13 protein-coding genes are annotated in these 13,566 nt (G+C 68.8%); 9 read left to right on the plus strand and 4 right to left on the minus strand.

The annotated features are described in order from the left end of the window. The first annotated feature begins 100 nt into the window (after positions 1-100). From BFF94_RS21225 to BFF94_RS21250, 6 genes are all read left to right on the plus strand, one after another. Positions 101-697, plus strand: coding sequence for a YbhB/YbcL family Raf kinase inhibitor-like protein (locus BFF94_RS21225; RefSeq protein ID WP_128848556.1), 597 nt, complete (start codon positions 101-103; stop codon positions 695-697). A gap of 217 nt (positions 698-914) precedes the next feature. After that, on the plus strand, positions 915-1,487 hold the full coding sequence (locus BFF94_RS21230; RefSeq protein WP_219139789.1) for a flavodoxin family protein: 573 nt from the start codon (positions 915-917) through the stop codon (positions 1,485-1,487). Between the two features lie 154 nt (positions 1,488-1,641). Further along, positions 1,642-2,592 (plus strand): N-acetyl-gamma-glutamyl-phosphate reductase, encoded by a 951-nt coding sequence (gene argC, locus BFF94_RS21235; RefSeq protein ID WP_128848554.1) that lies wholly within the window; start codon positions 1,642-1,644, stop codon positions 2,590-2,592. A 432-nt stretch (positions 2,593-3,024) separates the two neighbouring features. Continuing rightward, the gene (locus BFF94_RS21240; RefSeq protein WP_128848551.1) at positions 3,025-4,446 is read left to right on the plus strand and encodes a DUF2957 domain-containing protein; all 1,422 of its coding nucleotides are present in this window, start codon (positions 3,025-3,027) and stop codon (positions 4,444-4,446) included. 141 nt (positions 4,447-4,587) lie between these two features. Further along, on the plus strand, positions 4,588-5,829 hold the full coding sequence (locus tag BFF94_RS21245) for a DUF2957 domain-containing protein (RefSeq protein ID WP_128848548.1): 1,242 nt from the start codon (positions 4,588-4,590) through the stop codon (positions 5,827-5,829). 16 nt (positions 5,830-5,845) lie between these two features. After that, complete coding sequence (locus BFF94_RS21250; protein WP_128848546.1) at positions 5,846-6,679, plus strand: OmpW/AlkL family protein; 834 nt, start codon at positions 5,846-5,848, stop codon at positions 6,677-6,679. 184 nt (positions 6,680-6,863) lie between these two features. Here the strand turns inward: BFF94_RS21250 and BFF94_RS21255 are convergent, their stop codons facing one another. Then, positions 6,864-7,793 carry a LysR family transcriptional regulator gene (locus BFF94_RS21255; RefSeq protein ID WP_219139790.1) on the minus strand — a complete coding sequence of 310 codons (930 nt, stop codon included), beginning with the start codon at positions 7,791-7,793 and terminating at the stop codon, positions 6,864-6,866. A gap of 97 nt (positions 7,794-7,890) precedes the next feature. Between BFF94_RS21255 and BFF94_RS21260 the strand changes: the two genes are divergently transcribed. Then, positions 7,891-9,168, plus strand: a complete 1,278-nt coding sequence (locus tag BFF94_RS21260; protein ID WP_219139791.1) for an MFS transporter — start codon at positions 7,891-7,893, stop codon at positions 9,166-9,168. Between the two features lie 75 nt (positions 9,169-9,243). Here BFF94_RS21260 and BFF94_RS21265 read toward each other — a convergent pair whose 3' ends face one another. Both BFF94_RS21265 and BFF94_RS21270 read right to left on the minus strand, forming a co-directional pair. Beyond that, the gene (locus BFF94_RS21265) at positions 9,244-9,885 is read right to left on the minus strand and encodes a LysE family translocator (RefSeq protein ID WP_128848543.1); all 642 of its coding nucleotides are present in this window, start codon (positions 9,883-9,885) and stop codon (positions 9,244-9,246) included. Between the two features lie 79 nt (positions 9,886-9,964). Continuing rightward, entirely contained in the window at positions 9,965-11,041 is a 1,077-nt protein-coding gene (locus BFF94_RS21270; RefSeq protein ID WP_372454256.1) for an NAD(P)-dependent oxidoreductase, read from the minus strand. Between BFF94_RS21270 and BFF94_RS21275 the strand changes: the two genes are divergently transcribed. Continuing rightward, on the plus strand, positions 10,931-11,686 hold the full coding sequence (locus tag BFF94_RS21275) for a Mut7-C RNAse domain-containing protein (protein WP_219139793.1): 756 nt from the start codon (positions 10,931-10,933) through the stop codon (positions 11,684-11,686). The genes BFF94_RS21270 and BFF94_RS21275 overlap by 111 nt on opposite strands. Before the next feature lie 78 nt (positions 11,687-11,764). Here BFF94_RS21275 and BFF94_RS21280 read toward each other — a convergent pair whose 3' ends face one another. Beyond that, complete coding sequence (locus BFF94_RS21280) at positions 11,765-11,998, minus strand: hypothetical protein (RefSeq protein ID WP_128847559.1); 234 nt, start codon at positions 11,996-11,998, stop codon at positions 11,765-11,767. A 359-nt stretch (positions 11,999-12,357) separates the two neighbouring features. Between BFF94_RS21280 and BFF94_RS21285 the strand changes: the two genes are divergently transcribed. Beyond that, complete coding sequence (locus BFF94_RS21285; protein WP_128847561.1) at positions 12,358-13,563, plus strand: efflux RND transporter periplasmic adaptor subunit; 1,206 nt, start codon at positions 12,358-12,360, stop codon at positions 13,561-13,563. Positions 13,564-13,566: the final 3 nt, after the last annotated feature.

The raw sequence follows: 13,566 nt of genomic DNA on the forward strand, positions 1-13,566 counted from the left end.
GCTAGACTTGATCCATCGTCGCCATCAGCTGCGCGGGCAACGCACAACGCCAACAATGCCGGGAGCATCGGCCCGGCCCATGTGACGGGAGAAGCGCCATATGCGTGTGGATCGCCGGATCGCTTCGCCTGCGCCGTCGGGTCGCCCGTCTCCGTTCATCCTCTCCGTCCTCCTCTGCGCCGCCGTCTTCGCGGCACCGCACGCGCATGCGGAAGGCCCGTTCACCGTGTCGAGCGACGACCTGACGCCCGGCGGGCGCGTCCGCGCCGCGAACGTGTTCGACCGCGGCGACTGCAAGGGCGCGAACCGTTCGCCGCAGCTCACCTGGCACAACCCGCCGCCCGGCACGCGCGGCTACGCGGTCACGATCTTCGATCCCGACGCGCCCGGGCACGGCTGGTGGCACTGGGCCGTGGCGGGCATTCCGGCGACGGTCACGGGCCTGCCGGCCGACGCGAGCGCGTCCGGCTTCCTGCGCCGCATCGGCGCAAGCGAGGCGCGCAACGACTTCGGAATCGACGGCTACGGCGGCCCGTGCCCGCCGCCCGGCAAGCCGCACCGCTACGTGATCACCGTCTACGCACTGAAGGGCACCGACCTGCGCGTCTCGCAGGGCCGCCCCGCGCCGATGTTCGAGCACGAGATCGGCACGCTCGCGATCGGCACCGCGCAACTCACGGTCAACTACGGGCAGTGACGGCCGCCGCGCATCACGCGCCGCCACGCGGCGATTGCCTGCTACCGCGAATCTCCGTACGCCGCACGCGCGTGTTTTCCCGTCATTTCGGCTTGCTAGACTCGTCGTCACCGGTCGCGGCGCCATGCCGCGCATCCGTGTCGCGCCGCCCGTCGGCGACTCGCGACGCGGCAGGCCGCTGCGACCGCCATTCCCGTCCCTTTCCGGAGAACGCTTCATGTCGAACATCGTCATCGTCTATCACAGCGGCTACGGTCACACGCAGAAACTGGCCGAGGCCGTTCACGCAGGCGCGCAGGATGCCGGCGCGACCGTGCGCCTGATCGCAGTCGGCGACCTCGACGACGCGGGCTGGGCCGCGCTCGACGCGGCCGACGCGATCGTCTTCGGCGCGCCGACCTACATGGGCGGCCCGTCGGCGCAGTTCAAGCAGTTTGCCGACGCAACGTCGAAAGCGTGGTTCACGCAGAAGTGGAAGGACAAGATCGCCGCGGGCTTCACGAACTCCGCGACGATGAACGGCGACAAGTTCTCGACGATTCAATATTTCGTCACGCTGTCGATGCAGCATGGGATGGTGTGGGTCGGCACGAGCCTGATGCCGGCCAACTCGAAGGCGGCCACGCGCAACGACATCAACTACCTGGGCGGTTCCACGGGCCTGCTCGCGCAGTCGCCGGCGGATGCGTCGCCGGACGAAGGCCCGCTGCCGGGCGACCTCGAGACCGGGAAGGCATTCGGCCGGCGCGTCGCCGAAGCGACGGCCCGCTGGGTGGCCGGCAGCCGCTGAGCACGCCCCGGCGCCCGCGCCGGCGGGCGTCAAAGGGACACAAGACGGCCCGCCGGCCGTCTTTTTTTCGCGCCGCGCGGTACAGGCCCGCCGGATGACGTCTTAAAATGGCGGTTTCCGGGCGCGGCCCCCCGTTTCATTCAGTGAGAGCGAAATGAGCACCAAAGTTTTTGTCGACGGCCAGGAAGGCACGACCGGCCTCAAGATCTTCGAATACCTGTCGGCGCGCAACGACATCGAGATCCTGCGCATCGATGAAGCGAAGCGCAAGGACGTCGACGAGCGCCGCCGCCTGATCAACGCGTCGGACGTCACGTTCCTGTGCCTGCCGGACGTCGCATCGCGCGAATCGGCTTCGCTCGTCGAGAATCCGAACACCACGCTGATCGACGCGAGCACCGCGTTCCGCACCAGCGCCGACTGGGCCTACGGCCTGCCGGAGCTGACCCGCGCGCAGCGCGAGAAGATTCGCACGTCGAAGCGCATCGCGGTGCCGGGCTGCCACGCGTCGGCATTCGTGCTGGCAATGCGTCCGCTCGTCGACGCGGGCCTCGTCGCGCCGTCGTTCGCCGCGCACAGCTACTCGATCACCGGCTACAGCGGCGGCGGCAAGTCGATGATCGCCGATTACGAGAACGCGGCGCCGGGCGGCAAGCTCGCGAGCCCGCGCCCGTATGCGCTCGGCCTCGCGCACAAGCACCTGCCGGAAATGGCCGCGCACACGGGTCTCGCGAACCCGCCGATCTTCACGCCGATCGTCGGCCCGTTCCTGAAAGGCCTCGCGGTGACGACCTACTTCACGCCCGACCAGCTCGCGAAGCGCGCGACGCCGCAGGACGTGCAGCGCGTGTTCGCCGAGTACTACGCGGGCGAAGCGTTCGTGCGCGTCGCACCGTTCGACGCTGACGCGAACCTCGACGGCGGCTTCTTCGACGTGCAGGCGAACAACGACACGAACCGCGTCGACCTGTTCGTGTTCGGCAACGAAGAGCGCTTCGTCACGGTCGCGCGCCTCGACAACCTCGGCAAGGGCGCATCGGGCGCCGCGATCCAGTGCATGAACCTCAGCATCGGCGCGGCCGAGGACGCGGGCCTCACGCGCTGATTCAACATCGCATGCGATGCAAAGCCGGCCGCTGGCCGGCTTTTTATTTACCCGTATCAGGCAATAAATAAAATCCGGGCCGCGCATTTACAAATATTTACAAGCTTTCAATTGCGCGATTACCCGTGAATTAATCCCGCCCCTGCTTTATCCAGTCAATCCCGAATAGGGATAAACCGGATACCGTCGCGTTAAACGCTGCCGTTATACGCGGGAAGGCTCTTCGACAGCCGGCCGAGCGTGGCGCATCCCCCACTCCGGCAGCTTTGGGCGACCTGCTACTCGTTTTAATTCTTACCGAATTCCATGTCAGGCAAGGATTCAAAACGCGAACTCCGTTTCAATCGCCTTTTTTAGACGGGTTCATCAATTGACAGCAAAAATCAAGGCAGCGACATTAGCTCGCACAATTAAACGATTGGAGACAGCGGCATGTCGCACGCCTTATCGAAGGGGGTGGCAACGGCCTTTGCCATTGCCCCTTTCCTGGTTGCATGTGGTGGAGGGGATGGTGGCGCACCCGCGCCGATCAATGCGCCCCAATGTTCCGGATCGAGCTGCGGCACGCAAGGGCCGCCGCCGTCACAACCCGTCAACGGTTCGCTGTGCCCGGCCAACGCCGACATCGTGAAGAGCTCGTATCTCGGCGGCGCCGGTAGCGGCGAGATCGTCAGCGTCAACATCGACGCGGTCGCGATGACGTACACGCTCAAGTGGCTCGAATCGCCGATTCCGCTGAAGACGGGCACCGTCACGCCCAGTCGCGCCGGCACGACGATCGCCGGCAAGGTCATCCACCCGCCGACCGGCGCGCTGCCGACCGCCGAGCAGACCCGCTGCGCGTTCGTCCTCACGCCGGGCACGGGTACCGCGCCGAACGGCTCGACCTATTCGACGGCCGGCGACTTCAACCAGGCGAACCCGCCGATGCTGCTCGTCGGCATGGGCGTCGCGGGCGGCGGCATTCCGGGCGCGACGGTCCAGTACGACGGGCTGACGATCATCCCCGGCGTGATCCAGAACGTCGGCCAGGTGCCGAACCGTCACTTCGATTTCTATCCGTTCCTCGGCTTCGCGAACACGACGACGGATCTCACGAAGCTGCCGGGAACGTACAACGCGCTGATCTACCACCTCGTCCCGTCGGGCAACTACGCGACGAAGGGCTCGAACTCGAGCGAGACGTTCGACGCGAACGGCGCATGCACGTCGACGAGCTCGGGCGGCTGCCAGACGACCGGCAATCCGTGGACCGCGAACACCGCGAACGGCGGCTACTTCGACAGCACGAAGGCGCCGCAGACGCTGCCGCAAACGCAGTTGCCGATCGTCGGCGCGACCGGCAAGTCGGCGACCGCGCACATGGTGATCGGCCAGCTCAACGGCGCGACGGTGCCGGTGATCGTGCGCACGGGCAACGTGAACCTCGGCACGCCGCCGCTGCACACCGACGCGCAAGTCGACGACGAATCGGGCATCGCGGTGCTCGCCGGGGCGACGGCGATCACGTCGGGTGCGATCGACGGCGGCTACGCGGGCGCGGACTCGAACTTCAAGTACACGGCTGCGCTGATCCGCGGCGGCAACGCATCGTTCATCAACCCGACCACGCAGGCCGAGGAAGACGGCTTCACGCTCGACTACGGCCAGGCGACGCCGGGCCTGCTGAACGCAACGACGAAACCGCCGAGCGGCGCGACCTACCCGTCCGCCTCGGGCGTGGTGATCGCGACGGGCGGGCTCTACGCGGCGCTGATCCAGGGCACGGTGAACGGCGGCGTCACGTCGACGTCGGCGAACTCGAGCACGTCGTCGACACCGTACTTCGGCGTGGGCGCGCAGATCAGCAAATAGCGATCGAGGACGCGGCGGCGGCGAGCCCGCCGCCGCGTGACGCATGAACGCGCGTGGCACGGCGCAGGCAGGACGAGCACAAGCAACAGAAGCGGCCGACAGGGAGCTGGCCGCCGTACAAGACAAATCTGGAGGAGCAACATGAAGCGCAACCTCATTCTGGCGGCGGCCCTTGCCGCCCCCCTTCTTTCCGCTTGCGGCGGCGGCAGCGACAATCCGCCCCCGCTCGTCGAGGACCGGCTCTGCCCTGCCTCGCTCGACTACAGCACCGTGTTTACGGGTGGCGCGGGCAGCGGCGAACTCGCCAAGGTCCAGCTCGACACGACCAAGATGACCTGGCAGGTGACGTATGTCGAATCGGCGGTTCCGCGAACGACCGGCACCGTCACGCCGACTCGCGCGGGCACTGTCGACAGCGGCACGCTCACGCAGGAAACGATGCTGCCGACCAACAAGCTGAACCAGTGCGCGTTCCGCCTGAACGGCGCGAGCCTCGATGCGTCGCGTCCGGCACGCATCTTCGTCGGCATGGGCGTCGCGGGCGGCACGATTCCCGGCAAGGAAATCCAGTTCGGCGGCGTGCTCGGCCAGGCCGCGGTGCCCGACACGAAATTCCCGTACTACCCGTTCATCGGCTTCTCGTCGATCGAGACCGACATCACGAAGGTCGCGGGCACGTACAGCCATACGGGCTTCGGCGAAGTGCCGTCGCAGAACTTCGCGCCGGCGTCGATCGACGCGAAGGTGACGATCAACGCGGACGGCTCGTGGACCAAGTGCGACACGACCGGCCAGTTCGCCGGCGGCGCATGCACGCAGCAGGGCACGAACTTCGCGCAGTCCGCGGACGGCAGCGGCGCGTTCCAGTCCAACAACTACCAGAGCCAGCTGAAGCCGACGCTGTCGGCGACGCCGCAGGGCAAGGGCTTCATGATCGTCGGCAAGCTGCGCAACCAGCTGGTGCCGATCCTCGTGCGCACGGGTGTCGCGAACCCGAACCCGACGCCCGACAGCAACGGCGTGCCGGGCCTCACCGCCGACGACGAATCGAGCATCTCGATCCTCGCGCCGCAGACGGCCATCGCGGCCGGTTCGCAGAACGGCGAGTACGTCGGCGTCGACAGCCAGTTCAATTACCGGACCACCGCGCTGATCAACAACCAGGCCACGCTGCTCGATCCGTTCCAGCCGTCGCAGGCGTCGCTCGCGACCGCGCTCGACCTCGACTACACGCAGAAGGTGCCGGGCACGGTCACGACGATCCACACGGGTTCGGGCAGCACGTCGCCGACCGGCAAGTTCATCTTCACGGGTGGCGTGTTCGGTTTCCTCGACAACGCGGGATCGACGCCGTATTTCACGATCGGCGCGTTTGTCCAGTAAGCGGAGGAAAGCCGTGATGAAGAAGACCCTTCTCTGCGCGGCGGCAGGCGCCGCCGCACTGGCGCCGCTCGCGGCGCACGCGCAGAGCGCCGGCAGCAACGTCGTCACGCTGGGCTGGTTCCACGTGATGCCGCAGCAAAGCAGCACGCCGATGACAACCAACGTCGCGCCGACGCCGATCAACACGCCGCTGCGGCTGCCGCCGTCGTTCACGTCGCCGGGCACGGGGCTGCGCACGAGCGGCGCCGACACCGTCGGCCTGACGGTCAGCCACTTCCTGACCGACCACATCGCGGTCACGTCGGTGGCGGGCGTGCCGCCGGTGTTCAAGGTGTCGGGCCAGGGGACGATCCGGCCGCCCGGCCCTGCCGGCGCGCTCGGCACGCAGAACATCGGGCTCGGGTCGGTGAACCCGATCGTGAAGAGCGTGCGGCAGTGGAGCCCGGCAGTGATCCTGCAGTACTACTTCGCACAGGCGAACGCGAAGTTCCGGCCGTTCCTCGGCCTCGGCGTGTCGTACAACTGGTTCAGCGACCTGCAGCTCAACACGAACTTCATCAAGCAGACGCAGGACAACCTCGGCGCGATTCTCGCGGCGGGCGCGGGCAAGCCGGGTACGACATCGGTAGAAGCGAAGGCGTCGTCGTCATGGCAGCCGGTGTTCAACGCAGGCATGCAGTACAACATCACCGAGCATTTCGGGCTGGTCGCGTCGGTGACGTACATCCCGCTGAAGACGACGTCAACGGTGACGATCAAGGCAGCCGACGGCGCGGTGCTCTCCGAGTCGAAATCGGACCTGAAGGCGGACCCGATCATCAGCTACGTCGGGATGACGTACAAGTTCTGACGCCGGCAACAGCCGGCGAATGGATCGCCGCGGCAAAATCGCAGGCAAAAAAAAGCCCGCCTAAGAGGCGGGCTGAATCCATATCAGAGGAGACATGGAGGAGACAGGTACAACTATAGCGAATCGGTTTCCGCAATGCAACATTTCCGTAGAGAAAATAAGGATTTTCCCTCGAATGCCGGCTCTAAACCGCTTCGGTTGCTTCTGACCCCTTCCTGATCTCGCCTTCCAGCACCTCGGACAGCGCGTCGCGCAGCAGCGCGACGGGCCGCACCAGGCGGCCCGGCAGCGCCGCGTGGACGATCCATACGCTGATCCGCGTCTCCAGCCCCGCCGTTTCCACCACCCGCAGCGCGTCGCGATGCGCGCTGCGCGCGAGCGCATTCGGCGACGCGATGCCGATACCCGCGCCGCGCGCGACCAGCGACAGCTGCAACTCCGAGCCGAAGGCCTCGACCGCGACGTCGAACGGCAGGCCGGCCGCGCCGAGCATGCGGCTCAGCGCCGAGCGCATTCCGCAGCCGTCCTGGCTCAGTACCCACGGAAAACCCGACAATGCGTCGAGCGTCAGCGGCCCGTCCGGCAACGGGAAGTCGCGTGCGGCGACGAGCACCGTCGGCTGCGTGCCGAGCAGGGTCGCCGTGAGCGTGTCCGGCAGCGGCGCGCTCGCCGGCACCATCACGGTCGCCACGTCGAGCGAGCCGCGCTCGACGCTCTGCACGAGCGCCGGCGACCAGCCGGCCGTCACGCGCAGCGTGAGACGCGGAAACGCCTCGCGCAGCCGGTCGATCGGCCGCTCGAGCGCCAGCTCGGACAGGAACGGCGGGACGCCGATACGCAGCTCGCCCGACGGCTCGCTGTCCGGCGCGCCCGCCGCCATCAGCGCGTCGACCGCGCCCAGCACGTCGCGCGCGAGCGCGTAGACGTCGCGCCCGGCAGCGGTCGGCTTCAGCGGCTTGCTTTGCCGTTCGAGCAGCGGCACGCCGAGCAGCGTTTCGAGGTTCTGCACGCGCCGCGTCAGGCCCGGCTGCGTCAGGTGGAGCTTCGCGGCCGCGGCGACCATCGACCCGCTGTCGACCACCGCGACGAACGCCAGGAGATCACGCGTATTCAAAACAAACTCGCATAATCATGTTAGACATATTTCAATTGTCGCATAACCACCAGCCACCTACGATGGGAATTCCTTCGACCCGTCCCCCTGGCTTCCGATGAACTGCCCTGCCGAATCCTGTCCCGCCGCCATTCGTACGCCCACCGGCGCGCCGCCTGTGCTGAGCGCGGGCATGACGCTTTTCTTTGCGGCGACGGTCGGCGTGATCGTGATGGACCTGTTCGCCGCGCAACCGCTGACGGGCCCGATCAGCGCCGACCTGCACCTGCCGCCCGGGCTCGCCGGCCTCGTCGCGATGCTGCCGCAGCTCGGCTATGCGGCCGGGCTCGTGCTGCTCGTCCCGCTGGTCGACCTGCTCGAGAACCGCCGCCTGATCGTCGCGACGCTCGTCGCGTGCGCGGCCGCGCTCGCCCTGCCCGCGTTCACGCGGTCGGGCACCGTGTTCCTGCTGGCGACGCTCGCGGCCGGCGCCGCGTCGAGCGTGATCCAGATGCTCGTGCCGATGGCCGCGTCGATGGCGCCCGAAGCGCGCCGCGGCCGCGCGGTCGGCAACGTGATGAGCGGGCTGATGCTCGGCATCCTGCTGTCGCGGCCGCTTGCAAGCCTGATCGCGGGCTCGGCCGGCTGGCGCGCGTTCTACGCGCTGGCCGCGCTCGCGAACGCCGCGATCGCCATCGTGCTCGCGCGGCGCCTGCCGGCGCGCACGCCGTCGATCACGGCCGGCTACCGCGCGCTGCTCGCGTCGATGGGCCGCCTGCTTGCCGACGAGCCGGTGCTGCGCCGGCATGCGCTGTCGGCCGCGCTCGCGATGGCCGCGTTCAGCGCGTTCTGGACCGCCGTCGGGCTGCGGCTCGCGCAGCCGCCGTTCGGCCTCGGCCTGCACGGGATCGCGCTGTTCGCGTTCGCCGGCGCCAGCGGCGCGATCGTCACGCCGCTCGCCGGCCGCGCCGGTGATCGCGGCCACGGCCCGGCCGCGCAGCGGATCGCACACGTCACGATGCTCGCGGCGCTCGTCGTGCTCGGGATCGGCGGCGCCGGCTGGTTCGGCTTCGATGCGCACGCGCATCGCGGCCTCGCGCTCGCGCTGCTGGCCGGCGGCGCGGCGCTGCTCGACGCAGGCGTCATCGTCGACCAGACGATCGGCCGCCGCGAGATCAACCTGCTGAACCCGGCCGCGCGCGGACGCCTGAACGGGCTGTTCGTCGGGCTGTTCTTCGTCGGCGGCGCGCTCGGTGCGGCGCTCGCGGGCAGCGCATGGGCCTGGGGCGGGTGGAGCGCGGTGTGCGGCGTCGGGTTCGCGTTCGCCGGCGCGGCTACCGTATTCGGGTTCTCGACCGGGCGCGGGGCCCGCGCGGCGGCATGGCCGCGCGCCTGAAACGAATACGAAAAGCCGAACGCCCCGCCCTCTTGCGAGGGACGGGGCGTTCGGCGCGCCGGAATCAGCAGGAAATCAGTGACGGACCAGCGCCATCATCGCGCCGAAGCCGACGAACAGCCCGCCCGTCAGCCGGTTGAAGATCTTCGCGACGCTCTGGCTCTTCAGCGTCGCGCCGATGCGCGTGCCGAACGACGCGTAGACGAGATACCAGCTCACCTCGATCACCGCGAACGTGACGACGAGGACGCCGAACTGCGGCAGCGTCGGCTCGGCCGCGTTGATGAACTGCGGCAGCAGCGCGGCTGCGAACAGGATCGCCTTCGGGTTGCTGCCCGCGACCAGGAAACCGTTGCGGAACAGCGTCCAGCGCGATGCCGACGCGGCCTGGCGCGAGACGGTTTCGACGTCGGCGGCCGGTACATCGTCGTCGACGCGCGCGCGCCAGGCCTTCACGCCGAGGTAGACCAGATAGGCCGCGCCCGCGAAGCGCAAGGTGTTGAACATCGCCGGCCATGCCTCGAGGACCGCGCCCAGGCCCGCCGCCGACACCGACAGCATCAGCACCAGCGCGCTCAGGCAGCCGGCCATCGTCGACGCCGAGCGCCGCAGCCCGTGCCGCGCGCCGTGCGTCATCACGAGCAGCATGTTCGGGCCCGGAATCGCCGACACGACGAACACCGTCGCCACGAAAAGCCACCACGTATGCAAGTTCATGACCGCCTCTGCCTGAATGTATGTACGGAAAACGAAACGCCGATTATGCCGTTGCGCCGGACTTCTGTCGCGCGCCGGGTCAGCGGCCCGCGCGGCGCAGCGCGACTTCGCCGAGCACCGCGAAATCCTGGTCGCCGCCACCGTGCGCGAGCGCGTCGAGCAGGTTGTCGCGCACGACGCTCGCCACCGGCAGCGGCACCGACACGGCGTCGCCGGCTTCCAGCGCCAGGCGAACGTCCTTCAGCCCGAGGCGTGCCTTGAAGCGCGCAGGCTCATAGCGCCGCTCGGCGATCATCCCGCCGTAGCCTTCGTAGACGGGCCCCGGAAACACGCTGCTGGTGATCACGTCGAGGAAATCGCGCATCGCGACGCCGTGCGCGCCCAGCAGCGCGGACGCCTCGCCGAGCGTCTCGATCGCCGACGCGAGCGTGAAGTTCGCCGCGATCTTCGCGACGTTCGCATGCTGCGGCAGCGAACCGAACCGCCAGGTCTTCTGGCCGATCGCGTCGAACAGCGGCTGCACGCGGTCGATCGCCTCGGCCGGTCCGCCCGCCATGATCGTCAGGCGCGCGGCGGCCGCGACGTCGGGGCGCCCCATCACCGGCGCGGCGACGTAGTGGATGCCGCGCGACGCGTGCGCGTGCGCGAGCGATTCGGCGAGCGCAACCGACACCGTCGCCATGTTCACGTGGATCAGGCCGCGCGGCGCCTGCGCGAGCAGCGCGTCATCGAAGATCGCGCGCGCGGCCGCGTCGTCGGCCAGCATCGAGAACACCGCGTCGCCGCGAAACGCGTCGGCCGGCGTGTCGACGATCTGCGCGCCGAGCGCGGCGAGCGGCTCGGCGCGCTCGCGCGACCGATTCCAGACCCGCACGGTGTGCCCCGCCTTCAGCAGGTTCGTCGCGATTGCCTGCCCCATTTCGCCCAGCCCGATAAATCCGAGATCCATTGCCCGCTCCTTCGCTCCGTGAAGCGGGGAGTTAAACACAGATGCGTGGCGCCTGCAGGGTACGCGGCCGGCCGTGCGCGATGCGATACTGCAAGAATGGCGACCGCGACCTTCCGCTTCCACGACGAACTGAACGCCTTTCTCCCGCGCACGCAGCGCGACCGCGCGTTCGGGTGCGCGTGTGCGCGCGATGCGACGGTGAAGCATGCGATCGAGGCACTCGGCGTCCCGCATACCGAAATCGGCCGGCTCTGCGTGAACGACGCGCCGGCCGCGCTCGACCGGCCGCTCGACGACGGCGACCGCGTCGAAGCCTTTCCGGAACGCGCGCAGCCGGCGGCGAACGGAGCAGCCGCGCCGCGACCGACGCCATGGCGCTTCGTCGCCGACGCGCATCTCGGCGGCCTCGCGCAACTGTTGCGCCTCGCGGGCTTCGACACCTGCTACGACAACCACTACCGCGACGACGAGCTCGCGGCGCTCGCCGCGCGAGAGGGCCGGATCGTGCTGACCCGCGACCGCGAGCTGCTCAAGCGGCGCGCGGTCGAGCGCGGCTGCTACGTGCACGCGCTGCAGCCGGCCGACCAGCTGCACGAACTGTTCGCGCGGCTCGATCTCGCGCCGCACATGCGGCCGTTCCGGCTGTGCCTGCGCTGCAATGCACCGCTGCATCCGCTCGACGCGGCCGCCGCCGCGCCGCGCGTGCCGCCCGGCGTCCGCCTGCGGCACCGGCGCTTCGCCGCGTGCGACGTGTGCCGGCGCGTGTTCTGGGAAGGGTCGCACTGGCGGCGCATGCGCACGGTAGTCGACGCGATGCGCGCGCCGCCGCCGTCCGACGCTCGCGACGCCTGAAAAAACAAAACCCCGCATGCCGAAGCGTGCGGGGTTTCTCGACTGGCGGCCGGCTATGCCGGCCCCGACGAAGCGTGCTTAGTTTGCTGCGCCTGCGTCGTTCGTGCCGGCTGCCGAAGCGGCTGCGGCCTTCGCCTTGCCTTTTGCCGAACCGTGCTGCTTCAGCGCGTGCTTCGGCTTGCTGTGATCCTTCTTCATCGGTGCCGGTGCGGAAGCCGACATGTCGGCTTCCGGCGCGGACGCCTGCGCGAATGCCGAAACCGATGCGAGAGCGAATGCTGCGGTCATGATCGAAGCGAGCGTCTTCTTCATTGTTCTTCCTTTAGCGGAGAAAAAGTCAAACGTACCGGTAGTAAAGATGCGAGGCATTCGCATCGGAGCGCCAGGCCGGGGGCCGGCTTGCGCCGTTCCGCCGCGACAAAACCTGATGCACCGGTTCCATAACGCACTGCCTTCGCGGCAAGTTGACACGTTGCTTGCGCCCCTCGGGTTTCCTCGGGGGCAGACGCGTCTTCCCGCGCCGGCGAGCCGGCCCGGCGGCCTCCGCCGTGGCCCCGCGAACCCGCTCGCGCGCCATCGGGACGACGCTTATACTGGCGTCCATCCGTCCCTTTCCCCGGAAACCGGATCGCGGCCGGTCGCCAGACCGCCGCCGTCTCGAGGCGCTCAAATTGCCCGATCACAATCTGGACAAACTGAAAATCGACCGGCGTCCGATCGCACCGGTGCCACGCCGGCGCAGGTGGGTCCGCTATGCGGCCGCCGCCGCGATCATCATCGTCGCGATCGCCGCCGGCCTCGCGCTCACCGGCCGGCCGACGGTCGAAACCACGTCCGTCACGTCCGCCTACCCGTACCAGAACGACACACAACTCAATGCGACCGGCTATGTCGTGCCGCAGCGCAAGGCCGCGGTCGCGTCGAAGGGCCAGGGGCGCGTCGAATGGCTCGGCGTGCTCGAAGGCACGCGCGTGAAGAAGGGCGAGATCATCGCGCGACTCGAAAGCCGCGACGTGGAAGCCTCGCTGGCGCAGGCGCGCGCGCAGGTGCTGGTCTCCCGCGCGAACCTCGGCGTCGCGCAGGCGGAACTGAAGGACGCGCAGATCGCGCTGCGCCGCACCGCCGTGCTCGCACCGAAGGGCGCGGTGCCGGCCGCCCAGCTCGACACCGACACGGCCCGCACGAACAAGGCGCGCGCGACGCTCGGCAGCGACCAGGCCGCGATCGCGTCCGCCGAAGCGAATGCGCAGGCCGCGCAGGTCGCGGTCGACCAGACGGTGATCCGCGCGCCGTTCGACGGCATCGTGCTCGCGAAACATGCGAACGTCGGCGACAACATCACGCCGTTCTCGTCCGCGTCGGACAGCAAGGGCGCGGTCGTGACGATCGCCGACATGGACACGCTCGAGGTCGAGGCCGACGTCGCCGAATCGAACATCGCGAAGATCCGCGCCGAGCAGCCGTGCGAGATCCAGCTCGACGCGCTGCCCGACATGCGCTTCGCGGGCCGCGTGTCGCGCATCGTGCCGACCGTCGACCGCTCGAAGGCCACCGTGCTCGTGAAAGTGCGCTTCGTCGACCGCGACGAACGCGTGCTGCCCGACATGAGCGCGAAGATCGCATTCCTGTCGAAGCCCGTGTCGGCGCAGGACCGGCAGCCCGTGACGGCCGTGCAGGCAAGCGCGATCGTGGAACGCGACGGCCGGCCGGTCGTGTTCGCCGTAAAGGACGACACCGTGCGCGCGACGCCCGTGACGGCGGGCATGCGGATCGGCGAATTGGTTGCAATCCGCGGCGTGAAGCCCGGCGATACGGTCGTGCTCGCACCGGGCGCAAAGCTGAAGGACGGCGCGAAAGTGACCGTCGCGAAGAAGTAGCGC

This window comes from Burkholderia catarinensis, assembly GCF_001883705.2.
GTDB lineage: Bacteria > Pseudomonadota > Gammaproteobacteria > Burkholderiales > Burkholderiaceae > Burkholderia > Burkholderia catarinensis.

Bases quoted from the DNA above. Each gene is read 5' to 3' on its own strand.
- BFF94_RS21225 (WP_128848556.1), top strand. From the start codon at position 101: ATGCGTGTGGATCGCCGGATCGCTTCGCCTGCGCCGTCGGGTCGCCCG.
- BFF94_RS21230 (WP_219139789.1), top strand. From the start codon at position 915: ATGTCGAACATCGTCATCGTCTATCACAGCGGCTACGGTCACACGCAG.
- argC (WP_128848554.1), top strand. From the start codon at position 1,642: ATGAGCACCAAAGTTTTTGTCGACGGCCAGGAAGGCACGACCGGCCTC.
- BFF94_RS21240 (WP_128848551.1), top strand. From the start codon at position 3,025: ATGTCGCACGCCTTATCGAAGGGGGTGGCAACGGCCTTTGCCATTGCC.
- BFF94_RS21245 (WP_128848548.1), top strand. From the start codon at position 4,588: ATGAAGCGCAACCTCATTCTGGCGGCGGCCCTTGCCGCCCCCCTTCTT.
- BFF94_RS21250 (WP_128848546.1), top strand. From the start codon at position 5,846: ATGAAGAAGACCCTTCTCTGCGCGGCGGCAGGCGCCGCCGCACTGGCG.
- BFF94_RS21260 (WP_219139791.1), top strand. From the start codon at position 7,891: ATGAACTGCCCTGCCGAATCCTGTCCCGCCGCCATTCGTACGCCCACC.
- BFF94_RS21265 (WP_128848543.1), bottom strand. From the start codon at position 9,885: ATGAACTTGCATACGTGGTGGCTTTTCGTGGCGACGGTGTTCGTCGTG.
- BFF94_RS21275 (WP_219139793.1), top strand. From the start codon at position 10,931: ATGGCGACCGCGACCTTCCGCTTCCACGACGAACTGAACGCCTTTCTC.
- BFF94_RS21270 (WP_372454256.1), bottom strand. From the start codon at position 11,041: ATGCTTCACCGTCGCATCGCGCGCACACGCGCACCCGAACGCGCGGTC.
- BFF94_RS21280 (WP_128847559.1), bottom strand. From the start codon at position 11,998: ATGAAGAAGACGCTCGCTTCGATCATGACCGCAGCATTCGCTCTCGCA.